This window comes from Vibrio sp. MEBiC08052, from assembly GCF_001506075.1.
Classification (GTDB): domain Bacteria; phylum Pseudomonadota; class Gammaproteobacteria; order Enterobacterales; family Vibrionaceae; genus Vibrio.
This window is the reverse complement of sequence record NZ_KQ947475.1, coordinates 2,964,433-2,983,412: the sequence shown is the minus strand read 5'-3', so window position 1 is coordinate 2,983,412 and position 18,980 is coordinate 2,964,433. Positions and strand designations below refer to the sequence as shown.

The 18,980-nt window shown below is 45.9% G+C and carries 15 protein-coding genes; 5 read left to right on the top strand and 10 right to left on the bottom strand.

The genetic code is table 11. The features are described 5' to 3' along the window. Position 1 precedes the first annotated feature (1 nt). The 4 genes from VRK_RS13030 (at position 2) to VRK_RS13015 (ending at position 6,616) form a co-directional block, all read left to right on the top strand. Positions 2-3,151 carry an efflux RND transporter permease subunit gene (locus tag VRK_RS13030; protein ID WP_059121767.1) on the top strand — a complete coding sequence of 1,050 codons (3,150 nt, stop codon included), beginning with the start codon at positions 2-4 and terminating at the stop codon, positions 3,149-3,151. A 237-nt stretch (positions 3,152-3,388) separates the two neighbouring features. Further along, a complete protein-coding gene (gene nrdD / locus VRK_RS13025) occupies positions 3,389-5,509 on the top strand; it encodes an anaerobic ribonucleoside-triphosphate reductase (RefSeq protein WP_059121766.1) in 2,121 nt (706 codons plus the stop codon). A 5-nt stretch (positions 5,510-5,514) separates the two neighbouring features. After that, positions 5,515-5,982, top strand: a complete 468-nt coding sequence (gene nrdG, locus VRK_RS13020; RefSeq protein ID WP_059121765.1) for an anaerobic ribonucleoside-triphosphate reductase-activating protein — start codon at positions 5,515-5,517, stop codon at positions 5,980-5,982. A gap of 259 nt (positions 5,983-6,241) precedes the next feature. Next, positions 6,242-6,616, top strand: a complete 375-nt coding sequence (locus tag VRK_RS13015; RefSeq protein WP_157371912.1) for an SH3 domain-containing protein — start codon at positions 6,242-6,244, stop codon at positions 6,614-6,616. A gap of 76 nt (positions 6,617-6,692) precedes the next feature. Here VRK_RS13015 and VRK_RS13010 read toward each other — a convergent pair whose 3' ends face one another. The 6 genes from VRK_RS13010 to VRK_RS12985 all read right to left on the bottom strand — a co-directional run bounded on the left by VRK_RS13010 (position 6,693) and on the right by VRK_RS12985 (position 15,094). Beyond that, positions 6,693-8,081, bottom strand: a complete 1,389-nt coding sequence (locus VRK_RS13010) for an efflux transporter outer membrane subunit (protein WP_197413157.1) — start codon at positions 8,079-8,081, stop codon at positions 6,693-6,695. 18 nt (positions 8,082-8,099) lie between these two features. Further along, on the bottom strand, positions 8,100-10,040 hold the full coding sequence (locus VRK_RS13005; RefSeq protein WP_059121762.1) for a MacB family efflux pump subunit: 1,941 nt from the start codon (positions 10,038-10,040) through the stop codon (positions 8,100-8,102). A 3-nt stretch (positions 10,041-10,043) separates the two neighbouring features. Then, positions 10,044-11,204, bottom strand: a complete 1,161-nt coding sequence (locus VRK_RS13000; RefSeq protein WP_197413105.1) for an efflux RND transporter periplasmic adaptor subunit — start codon at positions 11,202-11,204, stop codon at positions 10,044-10,046. A gap of 335 nt (positions 11,205-11,539) precedes the next feature. Further along, positions 11,540-12,496: a transposase gene (locus VRK_RS12995; protein WP_059121761.1), complete on the bottom strand. Its 957-nt coding sequence runs from the start codon at positions 12,494-12,496 to the stop codon at positions 11,540-11,542. Positions 12,497-12,756: 260 nt separating this feature from the next. Next, entirely contained in the window at positions 12,757-14,034 is a 1,278-nt protein-coding gene (locus tag VRK_RS12990) for a hypothetical protein (RefSeq protein WP_059121760.1), read from the bottom strand. Between the two features lie 397 nt (positions 14,035-14,431). Next, entirely contained in the window at positions 14,432-15,094 is a 663-nt protein-coding gene (locus VRK_RS12985; RefSeq protein WP_059121759.1) for a DUF2057 family protein, read from the bottom strand. A gap of 265 nt (positions 15,095-15,359) precedes the next feature. Between VRK_RS12985 and VRK_RS12980 the strand changes: the two genes are divergently transcribed. After that, positions 15,360-15,824: a hypothetical protein gene (locus VRK_RS12980; protein ID WP_059121758.1), complete on the top strand. Its 465-nt coding sequence runs from the start codon at positions 15,360-15,362 to the stop codon at positions 15,822-15,824. A 69-nt stretch (positions 15,825-15,893) separates the two neighbouring features. Here VRK_RS12980 and guaD read toward each other — a convergent pair whose 3' ends face one another. From guaD to xdhC, 4 genes are read right to left on the bottom strand one after another with little or no spacing between them, the layout of a single operon-like run. Next, the gene (gene guaD, locus VRK_RS12975) at positions 15,894-17,189 is read right to left on the bottom strand and encodes a guanine deaminase (protein WP_059121757.1); all 1,296 of its coding nucleotides are present in this window, start codon (positions 17,187-17,189) and stop codon (positions 15,894-15,896) included. Between the two features lie 9 nt (positions 17,190-17,198). Further along, complete coding sequence (uraH, locus tag VRK_RS12970; protein WP_059121756.1) at positions 17,199-17,522, bottom strand: hydroxyisourate hydrolase; 324 nt, start codon at positions 17,520-17,522, stop codon at positions 17,199-17,201. Continuing rightward, entirely contained in the window at positions 17,519-18,013 is a 495-nt protein-coding gene (locus tag VRK_RS12965) for a 2-oxo-4-hydroxy-4-carboxy-5-ureidoimidazoline decarboxylase (protein ID WP_059121755.1), read from the bottom strand. Before VRK_RS12965 ends, uraH begins: the two co-directional genes overlap by 4 nt. A gap of 14 nt (positions 18,014-18,027) precedes the next feature. Then, positions 18,028-18,978, bottom strand: a complete 951-nt coding sequence (gene xdhC / locus VRK_RS12960; protein WP_059121754.1) for a xanthine dehydrogenase accessory protein XdhC — start codon at positions 18,976-18,978, stop codon at positions 18,028-18,030. Between the last annotated feature and the right edge of the window lie 2 nt (positions 18,979-18,980).

Genomic DNA, 18,980 nt, shown 5'->3' with positions numbered 1-18,980 from the left:
AATGGAAAAAAAACTGGGCATTTCCGGGCGTGTTGCCGCACTGTTTCAACACTCGGCCATAACCCCCCTGTTAGCATTGGTCGGTTTACTCATGGGCGTGTTTGCCGTGCTGGTGACTCCGAAAGAGGAAGAACCACAAATTGATGTGACTTTTGCCGACATCTATATCCCTTTTCCCGGTGCTTCTCCGGCAGAAGTCGAACATTTGGTCACCAACCCGGCAGAGCAAATTATCTCCGAGATTCAGGGCATTGATAATATCTATTCTTTTTCACAGCCGGACGGTGCCCTGATTGTTGCGATTTTTAAAGTGGGTGTTTCGCGCAATGATGCAGTGGTGCGAACCTATAATAAACTGTATTCGAATAAAGACTGGATGCCGAGCGGTGTCGGGGTCGGTGAGCCGGTGATCAAACCGCGAGGCATTGAAGACGTGCCGATTGTCAGCCTTACCCTCAGTAATCCCGACGGTCAGATGACGCAACAACAACTGACGGAAGTGGCACATGGTCTCGAAACAGCGCTGAAAACCATTGACGGAACCCGGGATATTTATACCGTCGGGGGACATGACATGATTGTTGATGTCCGGCTTGATCCGGTGCGGATGAATAGTTTTGGTATCACCATTGATCAACTGAATCAGGTATTTCAGTCCGCAAACGTCCATTCTTCGCAGTTGATCGTCACGGATCATAATCAAGCGATTCCGGTCCGAGTCGGGCAATTTCTCCATCGCGTGGCGGATGTCAGACAACTTTTGGTTGGTATGCATAATCAGGCTCCTGTCTACCTCAGTGATATTGCAACTGTGAACTTAGGTGCCAATACCCCGACTCAGCATGTTTGGACCAGTGATAAATCCACTTTGCTACCCGCCGTTACAATCGCAATCGCTAAAAAATCCGGAGAAAATGCGGTGGCGGTTGCCCGGGATGTTGAAGCGCGATTGCAGGTACTTGGGAATCAGTTGATCCCCGCGGATGTGAAAGTCGATGTGACGCGCAACTACGGCAACACGGCTGCAGAGAAGAGTCATACTTTGATCGGCAAACTGATGTTTGCCACCGGTGCGGTGGTCATCCTTGTGCTGATCACCATGGGATGGCGAGAAGCCATTGTGGTTGGCATCGCGGTGATGATCACCCTGATGATGACTCTGTTTGCATCATGGGCATGGGGGTTTACCATCAACCGCGTCTCTCTGTTTGCATTGATATTTTCCATCGGTATTTTGGTCGATGATGCCATTGTGGTGGTGGAAAACATTCATCGACATATGGCATTAAAGGGTCAGCAGTTTTCGCTGCCTCATGCCGTCGATGAGGTCGGGGGGCCGACGATTCTGGCGACCTTTACCGTGATCGCGGCACTATTACCGATGGCATTTGTCACCGGATTAATGGGGCCGTACATGAGCCCGATTCCGATCAATGCATCGATGGGGATGTTTATCTCGCTGGCTGTCGCTTTTGTTTTAACTCCTTGGTTAGCGGTAAAATTATTGCGCAATCGGTCTCATGACCAGACAAAAGAACCGAATCAGGTACTTGTGCAGCGAATCATGGCTCCTTTTGTGTTATCGCCCCGTCAGCGGCGGAATCGTTGGTTACTCGGTGGCGGGATCGTGATGCTGATTATCGGTTCACTATTGCTCCCTGTTTATCAGGCCGTGATTCTGAAAATGTTGCCGTTTGATAATAAATCTGAATTTCAGGTGATACTGGATATGCCGGATGACACATCGTTGGAACGCACGCAGCGGGTGTTATTCGACATGGCGGCCGTGCTCGATCAGTCACCTGAAGTTCATGACTATCAAATTTATGCCGGGACTGCGGCACCGATGAACTTTAATGGTCTGGTCCGGCATTATTTTACCCGCTCTGGCTCTTATCAGGGGGATATTCAGGTCAATTTATTGCCCAAGGGCGCGCGGGATAAAGACAGCCATCAGATTGCCGGTGAACTCCGGCCCAAGCTGGTGGCTGTTGCCAGCGCTTTTGGCGGGAAAGTGAAAGTGGTCGAAGTGCCTCCGGGCCCGCCGGTCTGGTCTCCGATTTTAGCTGAAGTCTATGGGCCGACGGCTGCGGTACGCTCGGAAGCCGCGAGACAGATTCGTCACTTATTCCAAACCAGTGCCGATATTGTCGATGTGGATATTTATCTGCCGGAACCGCATCAACAGTGGCAGGTGATGATTGATCGTCGTAAAGCGGCTCTGGTTCAAGTGTCTTATGCCTCGATTGTACAGACGCTGGCGACCGCAATTGGTGGTAAACCTGTCAGTTATTTGCATACCGATTATAGTAAGTACCCGGTTCCGATTCAGCTTCAGGCAACTGAAGGGGATAAAGCGCATCTGTCACAACTGCTTGAGATGCGAGTCACCAGTCAGGACGGGATTGCATATCCGCTGTCTGATTTGGTTCGGGTACGTCAGATCGCGGCAGATGATTATATCATGCATAAGAATTTGGTCCCGATGGTGATGGTGGTCGGCGATATGTCCGGTCGCACTGACAGCCCGCTCTATGGCATGTTTGAGATTGCCGGCAGGATGAAAACACTGCCGTTTCCGGTTGAGCAGAACTATATCCATCAACCCTCGGGCCTCAGTCAGGTTGCGGTATTGTGGGATGGTGAGTGGAAAATTACCTACGAAACTTTTCGAGATATGGGGATTGCCTATGCTGTCGGTATGATCTTGATCTATCTGTTGGTTGTGGCGCATTTTAAATCTTATCTGACACCGCTGATTATCATGTCTCCGATTCCACTGACGATGATTGGTGTGATGCCGGGGCATGCACTCCTGCATGCACAATTCACCGCGACCTCAATGATTGGCATGATTGCGTTAGCCGGGATCATTGTGCGTAATTCTATCTTACTGGTGGATTTTATCCGTCAGGAGCATGCTCAGGGGATGGCATTTTCCGAAGCCGTGATTAATTCTGTCAGAGTCCGGACAAAACCGATTTTGTTGACAGCGCTGGCAGCGATGATTGGCTCTCTGTTTATCTTGGATGATCCAATCTTTAACGGGCTTGCGATTAGTTTGATTTTCGGGGTTTTTGTGTCCACGCTACTGACATTGATCGTGATTCCGGTGTTGTATTTTGCGGTGATGAAAAACCGTTTGGCGTGAAAAATCCACCCTGGTGGTGAAAAAATTTCGCTTTTCAGTGATGTTCTTTCATAAATGAGATCTGCTGATAATAATCGTGTTTATCTTATCCATTCGCTGTGCTTTGTTGATCTTGATCAATACATGCGTAGGGGGCTTTTCGTTAAATGCACTACAATATGTAGTGTTGATGTATCGATATGAAACCCTATATCATGTGTTTCATCTAAAGTGAACGATGAGGGGTAAGGAGAAAAAGTGAAACCGATTGTAATCAAACGCGATGGCTCAAGGGCCGCGTTTCATCGCGACAGAATTCAGGCTGCGGTTGAAGCCGCAGCCGAACATGCTGATCAAGAACTGGCCATCTATGCTTTAAATGTTGCGCTGGCTGTTGAGTTGAAGCTCAAGGATTACAAAGAAGTTCATATTGCAGAAATTCAAACGCTGGTCGAGAACGAATTGATGCAGGGGCCCTACAAATCACTGGCTCGTTCTTATATCGAATATCGTCATGATCGTGATATTGCCCGAGAGAGACAGAGTGCGCTGACACGAGAAATCGAAGGTTTGATCAATGAAAGCAATGCTGACTTACTGAATGAAAATGCCAATAAAGATGGCAAAGTGATTCCGACTCAGCGTGACTTGCTGGCCGGGATTGTCGCGAAACACTACGCCAAGACTCGCATTCTGCCCCGTGATATCGTGCAGGCACACGAAACTGGTGATATTCACTATCATGACTTGGACTACGCGCCTTTCTTCCCGATGTTCAACTGTATGTTGATTGATTTGAAAGGGATGTTGACGCATGGCTTTAAAATGGGCAATGCAGAAATTGATACCCCGAAATCGATCTCGACAGCAACAGCCGTAACCGCTCAGATTATTGCTCAGGTTGCCAGCCATATTTATGGCGGTACAACTATTAACCGCATCGATGAAATCTTGGAACCTTACGTGCTGGCGAGCTATCACAAACATCTCGATATTGCCCACGAATGGGACATTCACGATCCCGAATCATTTGCAATGGCGCGGACTGAAAAAGAGTGTTACGACGCATTCCAGTCACTGGAATATGAGGTCAATACGCTACACACTGCCAACGGACAGACACCTTTTGTGACATTCGGTTTTGGTCTGGGTACCAGTTGGGCGTCGCGGCTGATTCAAATCTCTATTTTGAAAAACCGGATTGCCGGTTTAGGTAAAAATCATAAAACCGCAGTGTTTCCGAAACTTGTTTTTGCAATTAAAGACGGCTTAAACCATCAAGCCGGTGATCCCAATTATGATATCAAGCAACTGGCGCTCGATTGTGCGACCAAGCGGATGTATCCGGATATTCTTAACTATGATCGCGTGGTTGAAGTGACCGGTTCCTTTAAAACCCCGATGGGTTGCCGGAGTTTCCTCAGTACCTATGAAGAGCATGGCGAATTGATTCATGACGGCCGGAATAACCTCGGGGTTGTGAGTCTGAACCTGCCGCGAATTGCATTACAGGCCAAAGGGGATTTAACCCATTTCTACCAACTGCTCGATGAACGTCTGTTACTGGCGCGTCGGGCACTGGAGACCCGCATTAGTCGTTTAGAGAAAGTCCGCGCGCGGGTTGCACCGATTCTGTATATGGAAGGGGCTTGTGGCGTCAGGCTCAAAGCGGATGAGCCGATTGCCCATATCTTTAAAAACGGTCGGGCATCGATTTCACTGGGCTATATCGGGGTACATGAAACGATCAACGCACTTTTTGGTGATCAACAGCATGTTTATGATCATCAAAGACTCCGGGATGAAGCGATAAAAATTATCGGTTATCTCAAAGCGGCTACCAACCGCTGGGCGGAAGAGACTGGTTATGGGTTCAGCCTGTACGGTACACCGAGTGAAAACTTGTGTAATCGTTTCTGCCGGATTGATGCCAAAGAGTTTGGTGTGATCGACGGTGTGACGGATAAGGGCTACTACACTAACAGTTTCCACCTCGACGTTGAGAAAAAAGTGAATCCATACGACAAGATTGACTTTGAGATGCCGTATCCGGCGATTTCGAGTGGTGGTTTTATCTGTTACGGCGAGTTCCCGAATATGCAGCGTAACGTTGAAGCGCTGGAGAACGTCTGGGATTACAGCTATAGCCGGGTGCCTTACTACGGTACCAATACTCCGATCGATGAATGTTATGAGTGCGGCTATACCGGAGAATTTTCCTGTACCAGTAAAGGCTTTGTTTGTCCGAAATGTGGTAACCACGATCCGGCTAAAGTGTCTGTGATTCGTCGGGTATGCGGTTATTTAGGCAGCCCTGATGCGCGTCCGTTTAATTTCGGTAAGCAAGAAGAAGTCAAACGACGAGTGAAACATCTGTAATTACTATGAATTATCATCAATACCATCAGATTGATGTGGTCAATGGCGAAGGCACGCGTTGCACCCTGTTTGTTTCAGGGTGCGAGCATCAATGCCGAGGCTGTTATAACCAATGCACATGGTCTCCTGATTCTGGTCACCCATTTACGCAAGCGTTGGAAGATCAGATTATTGCCGATTTACAGGATACTCGGATTTATCGGCGTGGCCTGTCGCTGTCGGGGGGAGACCCGCTTCACCCCGCCAATTTAACTGCTATTTATCAACTCGTGAAAAGGGTTAAAGATGAGTGTCCCGGTAAGGATATCTGGATGTGGACCGGATATACATTGGATGACTTATCAGAGCAACAGCGTGCTATCGTCGAGATGATCGATGTATTGATCGATGGCAAGTTTGAACAGGCGCAATATGACCCGGCACTGTTATGGCGGGGGGGGGCCAACCAGATCATTCATCGTTTTAAAGTGTAGCGCCTGAAACACAACATCATAGCGGTTTTCATCGTTCCTGAGCTCAATCACGCCTCTCTGGCGATTTTGCCGTTCAGGCAAAACGCATGGTTGATTGTCAGTTAAATCATTCATATGCTGAATTGGAATGAGCCATTGTTATGCGATAACTGTATCTTGAAATCAGTTGTGTATAGAATATGCGTCAATGCGATATGTTTCAGTTGGACAATACCGCAAGGTCGTATATAAAACGTATGAAAAAATGATGAAAAAACGTATGAAAATAATAACACTGTTCTGCTTGGGGTTGTCTTTCACATTCACTGCTCAAGCCAATAGCTGTCTGAAGGGACAGGCATGTCATCATGTTCAGAAAAGTGCTCATCAGCAGCTTCAGGCTAAATCTAAGTTATCCGCGCAAAAACCGAGCCGGGAAACACTTCACCGGGGGGCCGGCCACTATGTGGTGACTGCAAAACGGTTGAATGTGCGTGGCGCTAATTTACTGGATGGCCGCCCGGTCGGCCAGTTGGCGTATGGTGAGAACATTTATGTTTATCGGTTTTCACAAGGTTGGGCGATGATTCAGTTCCGCAATGAAGTTGCTTGGGTGAGTGGGCGGTATCTGAAATATCAGCCATCTGATTTTTGAGTTCGGGGCTGAATCAGTTATGTGTCTATAAAATGGCCGGTTTATCCCGGCCTTTTGTGATCTTGTACAGGCGAACTTAAGGATTGCGTGCCGTAAGTGGCGGTGCAATATCACTTCCTCCCAGAGCCTGATATACCGTGGCCTGAATTTGATACTGGTTGTAGCGATTTTCCAGTAATGCCTCCTGCGCACTACGCTGGGTTTCTTGTGCGTCCAGCCAGTCTCGGATACTCACGGCACCATGATGGTATTGACTGGCATAAATCTGTTCTGCTGCTGTTGCTGCATCATACTGTTCTTTGAGTCTGAGCTTCTGATATTGATAGTGCTGTTTGGCTGAGAGTGCATTATCAACATCTTTCATTGCGGTATAGAGAGTCTGACGATAGTTCACCAGCGCCGTTTGATAATTGGTCTGAGCGATTTTTCGGTTCAGTGACATTTTATCCCATTGTAAAAAAGGCAGGATAAATTCTGCACCCAGTGTTCCGAGCGGATCGGTCAGCAGATCGCGCAATTGCGAGGAAGAGTCACCAACAGAGCCGGTCAGCGTCAGGGTTGGTAAATATCCTGCTACGGTGGCATCTTGGGTTGCCAGCGCTGATTTCAGTTCATAAAGTGCGGCTTTGACATCTGGCCGTCTGACCAACAGATCCGCCGGTACACCAGCGGCGACTTCAGGAATCGGCCCTTGGGGGAGCGACTGAATCTGTAACTGACTTTCCCTTGGGGGTTGATTGAAGAGGATGGCCAGCGCGTTTTCTGCTTCGGTCAAGGATTGCAGCAAATCACTATGAGCGGCTTGTTGTCCGGCTAAACTGCGTTTGGCTTCCAGAACATCCAATTCAGAAACCGCACCACTTTGGTATTGGTGTTGTGCCAGCGCCAGAATTTGTTTAGCGTAAGCAATACTTTTGTGACTCAATGCGACACGCTCTTTTAGGTAACCAATTTGCCAATAGAGCGAAGCCGTCGTTGAGGCGAGGCTTTGTGCGGTACTTTCCCTGTCTGCGGCACTGGCAATCGCAGTCCATTGGGCTGCATTGACGGATGAAGCGACACGTCCCCATAGATCCAATTCATAACTGACAGAGAGGTTGGCTGAGTAACTTTTACTATTGCTGCCGGAATCCAACCGTTTTGAATGTGATGTTGCCAGTGTGGATGACAATTCAGGATATTGGTCGGTTTCACTCAGGCCTGCTTCCAGACGTGCTTTTTGCAGTGTGAGGGTTGCCAATGCCAGATCATTATTGATGCGTAGCATCTGTTGAATGAGTTGGTTGAGCATCGGATCGTTAAATCGTTCCCACCATGGGTTAAGGCTGACCTGTTCGTTCACCGGTTGTGTCTGCCATGCTGCCGGAATGTCTATCTGTGGCGGTGTGAATTTGGTGTGGGTTAGCATGCTACAACCCGACAGCAGTAGGGTAGATATAGCAATGTTAAACACTGGTTTGAGCATGATTGCATTCATTGGTTATTAATCCCTTGCCAGTGCCTCGATGGGGTCCAGACGGGCTGCATTACGTGCAGGCAGAAATCCGAACAGCACCCCGATGAGTGTCGAGCAGAGAAATGCGGTGATAATGGATGTTGTGGAATAAATCATCTGAAAATTGCTGCCACTATACGAAAATATGACACCAATCAGGAAGGCGAGTAAAATTCCTAACACACCACCACAGAGGCAAACTAACACGGCTTCAATCAGAAACTGGCGTAAGATATCACTTTGTCTTGCCCCGACCGCCATGCGTACACCGATTTCCCGGGTTCTTTCCGTGACGGAAACCAACATAATATTCATGACACCGATACCGCCGACAATAAGTGAGATAACGGCAATTGCCGAAATAAGCAGAGTCATGGTTGCAGTTGTTCTTTCAATACTTTGGCGGATAGTATCCGTGTTAATCGTAAAGAAGTCCTGCGTACCGTGGCGCATTTTCAGGAGAGCAATGATCGCTTGCTCGGCAGCCTGACTGGGCGCGGAATCGTTGATTCTAACCGTGAGCCGATCCAAGTGGGGACGACCGAGCATTCGACCGGAGACGGTGGTATAGGGAACCCAGACTTTCAGTGAATCATTATTGCCGAATGCACTTTCTCTCGGTTGGGTGACACCAATAATTCGGACGGGCAATGTATTGAGAAAAATGACTTGGCCGATTGGATTGCTCTGCGGAAACAGTTCCTGTTTGGTATTGTGATCAATTACGGCTTCCTGCGCTAATGATTCAACACTGTGGCTATCCCAGTATTGCCCTGTCTCAATCTCATAACCTCTGACACGGAAATACTCCGGCCCGACCCCTTCAATACTTGCTGTTACGGCTTTGTTGGTATAACGAATGGTGACACTACTGCTGATCGATGGCGTCACGCTATCGACAAAAGGCAGCATTTTCAGTGCATCGCCATCACCGGCACTCAGTGTCCGGATTCGATCTGCCCGCCGATCACCAAATCCGCTTCCCGGTCGTATATCAATGGTATTGGTTCCCATTGAACTGATGTTTTTCAAAATGGCTTGTCGTGATCCGGTACCTAAAGCAACGACTGACACCACAGATGCAATGCCGATAATAATTCCCAGCATGGTTAAAAAGGTGCGGAGACGATGGCTCGACATGGCCAGTAGAGCCATTTTAAAGGCTTCGATATAACGATCCCCGTTGAACCAACGCTGTGGTTGCGGGGCTTGATTTTCTCGGTGCACATAGTGCCGTTGCTTGTGATGCTGTTGATCACGGATGATTTCACCGTCTTTAATTTCAATGATGCGATCTGCGAATTGGGCAACGTGCATATCATGTGTCACGATGATGATCGTGTGGCCATCCTGATGCAGTTCTTGCAGCAGCTTGAGCATCTCTTCACCACTGTGACTATCCAAAGCCCCGGTGGGCTCGTCCGCTAAGATGACATCACCACCATTTATCAGTGCCCGGGCGACACTGACCCGTTGTTGCTGTCCACCACTGAGCTGACTGGGTTTGTGATCTAAACGCTCGCCTAATCCAAGACGTGTCAGCAGTTGACTCGCTCGTTCTCGACGACTCTTGCGTGCTTTTCCTGCGTAAACGGAAGGGACTTCAACATTATCGACTGCGGTTAAATCACCCAACAAATGATAGCGTTGGAAGATAAACCCAAAATATTCCCGACGGAGTTGAGCCAGATCGTCACCACGCATTGTCGAGGTATCTTGTCCATTGATGAGATAATTGCCTTGTGAGGGTTTATCAAGACAACCAAGAATATTCATCAGTGTCGATTTTCCCGAACCGGAGGCACCGACAATTGCGACCATTTCTCCGTGTTCAATCGTGAGATTGATGTCTTTCAAAACGGTCAGCGTCTGTTCTCCGGCAGGAAAAGTGCGTGATACACCAGACAAATGAAGTAATGCATCCTTCATGTATTACATCCCCATCGAACGACGGAAACGACGAGGTGTATACGAGTCACCACTGGGTAAACTGAGAATCACTTGATCGCCTTCGTTCAGTCCACTGAGAACTTCAGCCCGGACTTTATTGTTAATGCCAATCGTGACATCACGAAATTCGACTTGACCTTTCACCAACACCGGAACTTGATAACCGTTTAGATCATGGTCATTGGGGCGTAAGATCTGAGAGGGAATAATTAATGCGTCGTCAGATTGAGTGAGGATGATCGTCACTTGGGCCGTCATACCGATACGTAACACACCATCCGGATTATCGATATCAAACAAACCATTATAATAAATCGCTTCTGAGTCATTTGATGTCATATCGCTATCGTCCCCGTCCATCACTGTTGGACCGGGTTCAATAGCACGTAAAGTCGCGTGATAACGATGGTTTGGCTGACCCAGAATGGTAAAGTAGACCGGTTGGCCTGAATGAACATGTATGACATCTGCTTCGGATATTTCTGCTTTCACTGTCATCTGGTTTAGGTTTGCCAATTCAACGATAGTAGGGGTTGTCTGGTTGGCATTCACGGTTTGGCCAACTTCTACTGCGCTATAAACAACCGTGCCGTCCATTGGTGCTGAAATTGTCGTATAACCGAGATCAACTTTGGCTGAATCAACATTGATTTCAGCTTGCTCAATACCGGCGCTCAGTTGATCCAGTTCTGCTTGATAGACAGCAAGATTCGACTCGGCTAATTCATAATCGGCTTTGGAACTGGCATTGTCTGCCAGCATCGCTTTTTGACGGTCATAGGCCAGTCGCGCTTGGCGGATTTGCGCTTGTTTCGCACGATACTGTGCTTTCAAACTAGCAAGAGAGGCGAGGGATTCTTTGAGACTATTTTGTTGTGTCAAGCTATCGATTTGTGCAATGAGCTGCCCTTTTTTGACCTGCTCACCGAGCTTGACAGGTAAATTCACAATCTGACCGGAGGCCTGTGCACCGACACTGACTAATTTGGAAGCTTGTAACATCCCATTCGCAAGGACATTATTTTCAATGTGGCCTCTTTTCACGGTTTGTGTTGCGTAAACCGGCTGTGGCTCCGGCTGTAGCCACAGTAAGTGAGACCACCTGAAAGAACCAAGAGTAAAATAATACCGAATAACAACCATTGTTTTGAAAGCTTTTTCATAAAGGATGGGAGACCATGATAAGTAAAGTGGATAAACAACGTGTATCTCAGACATATTTGAATGGTTAATCTGCCACAAGCGTTGGTAAGTCACAAGTGGCAAGATTATGAGGACACACACTTTTGTTACGAGGACACACATTCCAAGCCTACAGCATCGTTTCTCAATGAGTGATGAGTTGAGCCATCTTCTGATATGGATTGGGGTGCTAGATGATAGGAGAATGCTAAATGGTGTATAGGTCTTTGTAACTTAGCTTGGTGCAGTTTTCAGGAGTTATTAGGTGCAATTTTGAAGGATATTTGGATCGTTATTTAGACGGATAATCCATGTAAACGCTGTCTATTCAATCGGTGTTTCACGACTTGAAGTTGTTTCGATGAACCAACCCATAAACACCGTTTGCGTTCTAGCCGAGTACATAAGTCGAAGCTATCGGTGTGACTGACAGATAATCGGATGAGAATGGTCGGTTGTTTGTTGTCAATATAGCCTGGCTTTCCTTCCCGAACCTGTCGTCCAATCCAATCAACCCACTCAATATAATCAATCAGACGAAATGGAATGCCATCCGATTTTTTCTGAGAAGATTCACCTACAAATGGAAAGAGCCTTGATCGTGGGGCTTGAATAGCATTTAGCGAATCGAGTCGTCTCTTGATCGATGTAAACTCTGAAGTCTCTGGTGTTTTAGCTATACCAGCTCGAACCGGATTTAAATCAGTATAGGCCATTGCTGCCAGCAGCGCTTTCTCATCCAGTAAAGCCTGAGATTTAAATCGACCCTCCCAGAAATGTCCGCGACACTGATCTTCCTGATTCGCTTGTTTAGCAATACTGAAGTTGAGTTCTTTCATCAGCCAGCTTAGAGAATAGAGCCGTTCTCGCCAGAGATGGATGATTTTTCGACAGGCCTGCATTTCAGAAGCGGAGGTCTGATTTTTTAGATATTTCAGAATCAGTTGTGGTAATTGATGCTCCTTTCCCCAACGCTCGATAACTTCTTTGTTCGATAACTGTTCTGCTTTGTTCCGATTAATATGAACCACCAGATGATAATGATTACTCATCACCGCATAGGCGCAGATGTCAATACAGAATACTTGGGCTAAAGCCAGAATACGTTGCTCAACCCAGTAACGTCGGTGTTCGTAGGACTGTCCAGTCAGTTGGTCTTCACCGCACAAGAAGGCACGTCGGACACAACGTGACACGCAGTGGTAGTAGGCTGTGATATCAGGAGAAACCAACTTTGTTCTGGCGATGGTCATAGGAATAAACCGTGTTGATCAATTGTGCGGAAAGTATGGCGAATTGAAAAGAAAGGAGAAAGACGATGATTCTCATGATACGAGTTATATCCGTTTTTTCGATGTAATTTGATGTCAATAAAGTATGACATACTTACAGGGTCTAATATGTCTGTCCCTAGAAAAGGTATTAAAATGTCTGTCCTTAGAAAAAACAGGGATGACAAATCTGTCATCCCTGTACTCAAAAATCATTCAATATGAATGAGTTGTGCTTGGGTTCACTGCGTCTCTGAATTTTTTGGATCTTTTTGCTGTAGGGTTGGCGGCATTTTATCCGCTTCTCTCAATTTGTTTTGCTCTTCTGGCAGAGGGGTAATTGTGGATGACGATTGCTGTGATTTTAACAGAGAAACCAGCGTTTCTAGATTTTTCACATGCGTCTGTTCTTGAAGCAATTGTTCTTGTAGGGTTTGTTGCTGCTGATAGGCTTCTGTGAGTGCTGTTTGTAGCTTCTGGTTATTTTGCTGTTGTGCTGTATTTTTTTCCTGCCAACTTTCTTGTTGTGTTTGCGCCAACTGTTGAAGAGCTGCGACACTCTCCAAAATACGATTCGTTTGTTCTCTTAGCACTTGATCTCGGTAGTCTGAATTATTGATCGCTTGTGAAATAGCCAGTAATTTGTTTTCGATCTCAAGAACAATTGGTTCGAATTGGCCATTTTCAATACTGCGTAATTGTTTCACCATGTGTGTGACTTGTTCTAAATGAGCGATTTCAAACTGGCCAAGTTGTGCTGCTTTTTCTATGGTTTCAATATCTCTAGGATTGGACTGAACGGTTGCCTCGACCAATTGGATTTGATGACTAGCTTTAGCAAAGGTGATGGGAGCCACCTCGTTAAAATCTTCCTGTTTTAATAGCGTGAGTTTTTTCTGTAATGGCTGGACATATTTGAGGCGCATGATCTTGACTTCAAGGCTCCGAGAGGTATTCAGAAACACCACCTGTTTTGTCTGCGCTTTTTCTAGTTTATCTTCAGCAACATATTCAAATAGATCATGATACATCCCATTCACGTGTTGATATTCTCTGGTATCATAGTGTTGTGCATCGATCTTGGTTAAATAATCCATTTCAGCAATTGCATCGGCAAGAAAATGATCAGCTTTTTCTTTGAAGACTTGAAGTTGGTTTAACTGCTGCTCGATGGTATCAATATACTGGTTGAATTTGTCTGCATAAGTTTGGCTAGAAAAAATCGACACACTTTTGGTGGATCTTGATGGATCTGCTTGAATCTCCTGATATAACGTTTGAGCATCTTTCCATGCATCTTGTAGTTTTCTGTAATGAGATTCGGAGTAGATTTTGAAAGGTTCAACATCCGTGAGCGTTTTATCCCATTGCTGATAAGTGGCTTGGATATGAGTAAATAGTGCATAAGACTGGGTTTGTTCGTCGGTTGGATTATCCGATGATGTTTGATGTGGTGTACTCTGACAACCCGCTATGCCAATCAGTAGGCATAAAGCGACTGCGGATGCTATCGGTTTCATGTTGCTTATCCTTATAATCAATCTATCTACTTAGCAATTTTTATGGTTTGTTTTTATAGCATGGCTTGTTTTTATGATAAGTACCTTGCCATAACGTTATCTTTTATACCAGTTTAGTGATCATCATCGGAGAATAGCGACTGTGAGACTTGAAGTGACTTCACATTTGAGTTGTTGAGTCGCGGAAAACAAATGAGTGTTGCATAGCAAATAAAATTGTTTGCTAACATCGTGATATCGGACAATGGTAAGCGAATTGATGGATTAAAAGATTTGTTTGGTAGTTATCTAAACATTGGTGAAGTGCCACCATTCTGATACAGAGACGGTGGCACTTCACTGATAGGTAAATGTATTCGATACCGAACTGAACGATCAACTATGAGTTGTGAGAAGATTATTGCTGGTTGATAAATTGTTTAAAGCGAGCCCGAGCTTGCTCATCAGCTTGTTCATACCAATAATGCAACATTGTCTCCGCTGTCGATGCTGAAGCTTTGGTTTGAGAAGATTTGAGCGAACGAGCTGGAATCGTTTTGCTCGATAGACCAGATTGTGGGGCATATTCAGGAACGGATGCCACTTTGTCAGACTGATTGTAAACGGACATCTCGGTATAATAGTTGCGTCCGAATTGGATGCCGTCTTTGAGTAGTTTATCCTGCGTAACTGGGATTTTTTGTCCGTCTCGATTAGTGAGTGACCATTGCATACTACTGATATTTTCCCGAGCTTCGCGCGAACTTCTATATTGGGGAACTCGAAGTGTCAGTTCTGCATCTGCCGCATTAAATACAGCAACAGTTACATCACTTTCTACACCGATATTGTCTTTACCTTCTTGAAAAAAAGGCTCATAACGAAAGACAATCTGTTGTAGTCCATCTTCCAGTTGTAGTTTTCTTTGTGAACTAAAAAAACCACCACTTGATATATCTGCTTTACCACCATTGGCAACCAGAACATCAACTGATTCAGGGAGATCAATCGTAACCGATGCCATTGCAGAACCACTTAATAAAATCATGCTGGTGAATGATAGTGCCTTGGATATATTCACTTATATTATCCTTTTTTATCAAATATTTAATTTGACTAAAGATGCATGGTTCTTGACTGAATTACAAGTGACAAATTGAAGAATTTCCTCTGCTATCGTCTCCTGTTAATCATTTGATTGTTTCTGAAACACAAAAGTGTCTGTCCTTGTAACAGTTCTAACCACAACAGCGTCTGTCCTTGTAACAGTTTCAACCTGACTCTGACACTTTCAGCTGAAAATTAGTTATGATTCGGTAACTTGTTCAGATGAAGTGAAAATTGTGATGCGTTATTTTTATTTGCTATGCTGCTGTTTATTCAGTGGATTTTCGGTAGCAGCTCAAGCCGTTGAAAATGTGTCTTTATTGCGGGGAAAGTGGGATTGCACTGCTTCTCTTCGTCAGCCTTTGTATCAGTTAAATCTAACCACTCAGGAACATTATCTTGCGTCCCATAAATATGTAACCAAAGGAACACTGATTGCCCGTTTACCGGGGCAGCCGATTGAAGTGTCATATTCTGTTGCTGGAAATGGAAGTTGGAAAGTGGCAGGAGATAAGCTTATCCTTGAGGCGAATGAGCTGAAGGTTGAGAACCTCACACATCCTGAGTGGGAAGCAATGCTCAATCTTAAACAGTATATTCCTAAACATGCCGGCGGGACTCTGGATATTGTCCGCTTGGATCAACAACATTTATCGTTAAAAGCCAGAAATTTACCAGATAACATTCAATGTCATCGAGGGTAACTTATTGATTTGTCGGTTATCTTTGAAAGATCTCGGGACATCAATATGTGTCCCAAAATCTTGCGTCGTTCATGAGCGACAATAAACCCGTTGTCCGTTCACATAGGTCTGACGGATAACTCGTTCATCTGCCAGCATAATTAAAGCAAATAATTTTTCTTCCAATGTTTTTGCTTGTGTCATGCGTTGTTTGAGCATCGGTGTGCCATTGACATCGAGTTCAATGAAGTCAGCTTCTGTGCCGGGATTTAAATTACCAATTTGGTGATCTAACTGCATTGCAACAGCAGCCCCTTGTGTACATAGATATAACGATTCAAAAGGATTGAGGTTTTGATGCTGTAATTGCAGAATCTTGTAAGCCTCGGCCTGATTCACCAGTAGATTGAGACTGGTACCGCCCCCGACATCACTGGCAATGGCAACCGGTATCCCATGCTCTTTCACGGTAAAATAGGGGAATAACCCACTGCCGATGAAGAGGTTTGATGTCGGGCAGAAAATCACGCTGCTATGGTTGCTGGCCAATGCTTGGTACTCTCTTGGCTCAAGGTGAATCCCGTGACCGAACAATGCCCTGTCGCGCACTAATCCATACCGTTCATAAACATCTAAGTAATCTTGTGAATCCGGGAACAGACTTTTGACCCAGTTAATTTCATCTGTGTTTTCGCTTAAGTGTGTCTGAATGAAAGCATCTGGGTACTCTTGGGCCAACTGTCCTGCTAACGCCAGTTGTTCTGGTGTGCTTGTCGGCGCAAATCGGGGCGTAATCGCGTACAATGCCCGTTCCTGATGATGCCATCTTTCCAGCAAATCTTTACTCTCACGATAGCCTGAATCAGCAGTATCACGTAGATTTTCGGGACTATGCCGATCCATCAAGACTTTGCCACAGATCATTCTGGCCTGATAAGTTGCCGCTGCGGTAAAGAAAGCATCGACGGATTGCGGATGAACGGTGGCAAAAACACTGGCGGTTGTTGTGCCGTGAGCAAACAGTTGCTTTATAAAAGCATCTGCTTGCAGGGCTGCATAGGATGAGTCTGCATACTTTGTTTCGACTGGAAATGTATAGTCATTGAGCCATTCCAACAGTTGCCGGCCGTAGCTGGCGATCATTTCCATTTGAGGATAGTGAACATGACTGTCAATCATGCCCGGAATCAGTAATCCCGAATGTGTTTCTATCTGCTCCGGGGCAATAGAGTGGTGCTGAAAAAAAACATCGGCATCGAGTAAATCAATGATTTTTCCTTGTTCGATAACGAGAATACCATCGTTCAGATACTGGTAATCGTGTTCAGGACTGTGTGTCCTTGTAGGGAAATGTAAAATCTCTCCCCGGTGAAATGTTTTCTGCATACTTTACTCTTAACTTCCACGATAGGTTGAATAGGCGTAGGGCGAGAGAAGTAATGGCATATGGTAATGCTTTTGTTCCGTCACATGAAAATGCACATCGATTCTGGGGAAAAATGCCTGACCGAAGGCATTTTCACAATAAGATGCCACATCAAATGAGAGCATATAGTGATTGGATGATAAAGTGATATCTGCAAAACGGATACGACCGTCGGCATCGGTTGTTGCCGATGCAAGCGGTTCACCAGTCTGATAACGATAAAGTGTGACGGGTACATTGGCTGCAGGCGTACCGGAGCTGGTATCGAGAATATGACAACTTAATGTACTCATTGATAAGACTCCATGCGCAGGCGACTAATTTTTTGTTGCTCTATGGCCGCATTCATCAATTCATCGCTGCGATTATTTTTGATTCTTGCCTTTATCTGTTCCAAGACCTGTTCTGCCGATTGTTGGCTTGCACAAATGATAAAAATAAAGCCGAACTTTTTCAGATAGGCCTGATTGTAATACAAAAGATCGTGCAGTACAGCTTTCGATGCCAGTTTGACTTTACCCTGTTCTTGTTCACTGAGATGTTTTCCCTGACTATATTTCTTTTGTAATGTGTCAAGGTCGCCAATCATCGGATGACCGGCAAACGCTTCCAGCCAGTCGGATTCTGAAAGTTGCGCAAATGCTGCATCGGCTCTTTGACACAATGTTGCGTAGTCAGGGCTCGGCATAATATGAGCGAGCATGAGCTGCTGCCACGAGGTACTGGTACAGATTTGAGCCAATTGGGGCTGAGTTAACTGAATCGTTCGAGTTGCAGCGTTCATCTCTTTCCTTATGTTTATTCATAGGGTGGTTTGGATACCTCTTTAAGTAACGTATTGGCTTGTTGCCAGAGATGTTGTTGCTTTTTGGGGACTGAATCGGTCACCGTTGTTGCAATGTCTATTGGGCGCTGAACTGGCACGTCTTGTTGTTCAAACAGCATATTCAGCTGCGCCGCAATGGAGAGCGCCACCTGCATTGGTCGTTTACCTTTGATGTCGGGATGCCCGATTGGGCAAGTTAACTGAGAGATCAGCTCAGGCTGGCTTAACTGTTCTTTGAGCCGATAGATGAAACGTTGTTTTTTACCTTCAGACCCGATGAGGCCAATGTATGGAAAACACTGTCTTTCCAGTGCCAGTCGGGTTAAGTCATAATCTAAACGATGGTCGTGTGTCATGATCACCAGATGCGTGTGAGGGAGTAACGATGAGATTACTGTTTCAGTGGAGTCAAAACATTGCGTTGACATTCCTTGTTCATTCAGTGGCGCCAACCAGTCCGGGCGAGAATCGAAAACTGTTGCGTGACATTGTAACTTATTAATAATGGGAGCGAGCGCTTGACCAATGTGGCCCGCACCAAAAATAGCGACATGAGGTTGTTGCGTGTTGAAATATTCAAACAAAACCTGAACTGCTCCACCACAACACTGTTGCAGATCAGCGGTTAGACTATATCGCTCGATCGACACTGTGGGGTCTTGATTGGGATGCTGACAACGACGTTGCAGCTCGGTTCTGGCCGTCTCTATCACTTGCCGTTCCAGGTTACCTCCCCCGAGAGAGTCATACTGTCCTTGTGTCGTGATCACCATTTTAGCCCCACAAGCGCGTGGCACTGATCCGACGGCTGCAACAATGGTCGCCAGACAGTAGTCGTAGCCTTGCTGCTGTAACATGTGACAAGCGTCCAACCAATGCATCGAAGTGCTGATCAATGTATGAACAGATGATTGAACAGCCATCC

Excerpts from the sequence above, each read along its gene's own strand:
- VRK_RS13030 (WP_059121767.1), top strand. The coding sequence starts at position 2 with ATGGAAAAAAAACTGGGCATTTCCGGGCGTGTTGCCGCACTGTTTCAA.
- nrdG (WP_059121765.1), top strand. The coding sequence starts at position 5,515 with ATGAATTATCATCAATACCATCAGATTGATGTGGTCAATGGCGAAGGC.
- VRK_RS13015 (WP_157371912.1), top strand. The coding sequence starts at position 6,242 with ATGAAAATAATAACACTGTTCTGCTTGGGGTTGTCTTTCACATTCACT.
- VRK_RS13010 (WP_197413157.1), bottom strand. The coding sequence starts at position 8,081 with ATGCTCAAACCAGTGTTTAACATTGCTATATCTACCCTACTGCTGTCG.
- VRK_RS13005 (WP_059121762.1), bottom strand. The coding sequence starts at position 10,040 with ATGAAGGATGCATTACTTCATTTGTCTGGTGTATCACGCACTTTTCCT.
- VRK_RS13000 (WP_197413105.1), bottom strand. The coding sequence starts at position 11,204 with ATGGTTGTTATTCGGTATTATTTTACTCTTGGTTCTTTCAGGTGGTCT.
- VRK_RS12995 (WP_059121761.1), bottom strand. The coding sequence starts at position 12,496 with ATGACCATCGCCAGAACAAAGTTGGTTTCTCCTGATATCACAGCCTAC.
- VRK_RS12990 (WP_059121760.1), bottom strand. The coding sequence starts at position 14,034 with ATGAAACCGATAGCATCCGCAGTCGCTTTATGCCTACTGATTGGCATA.
- VRK_RS12980 (WP_059121758.1), top strand. The coding sequence starts at position 15,360 with ATGCGTTATTTTTATTTGCTATGCTGCTGTTTATTCAGTGGATTTTCG.
- guaD (WP_059121757.1), bottom strand. The coding sequence starts at position 17,189 with ATGCAGAAAACATTTCACCGGGGAGAGATTTTACATTTCCCTACAAGG.
- uraH (WP_059121756.1), bottom strand. The coding sequence starts at position 17,522 with ATGAGTACATTAAGTTGTCATATTCTCGATACCAGCTCCGGTACGCCT.
- VRK_RS12965 (WP_059121755.1), bottom strand. The coding sequence starts at position 18,013 with ATGAACGCTGCAACTCGAACGATTCAGTTAACTCAGCCCCAATTGGCT.
- xdhC (WP_059121754.1), bottom strand. The coding sequence starts at position 18,978 with ATGGCTGTTCAATCATCTGTTCATACATTGATCAGCACTTCGATGCAT.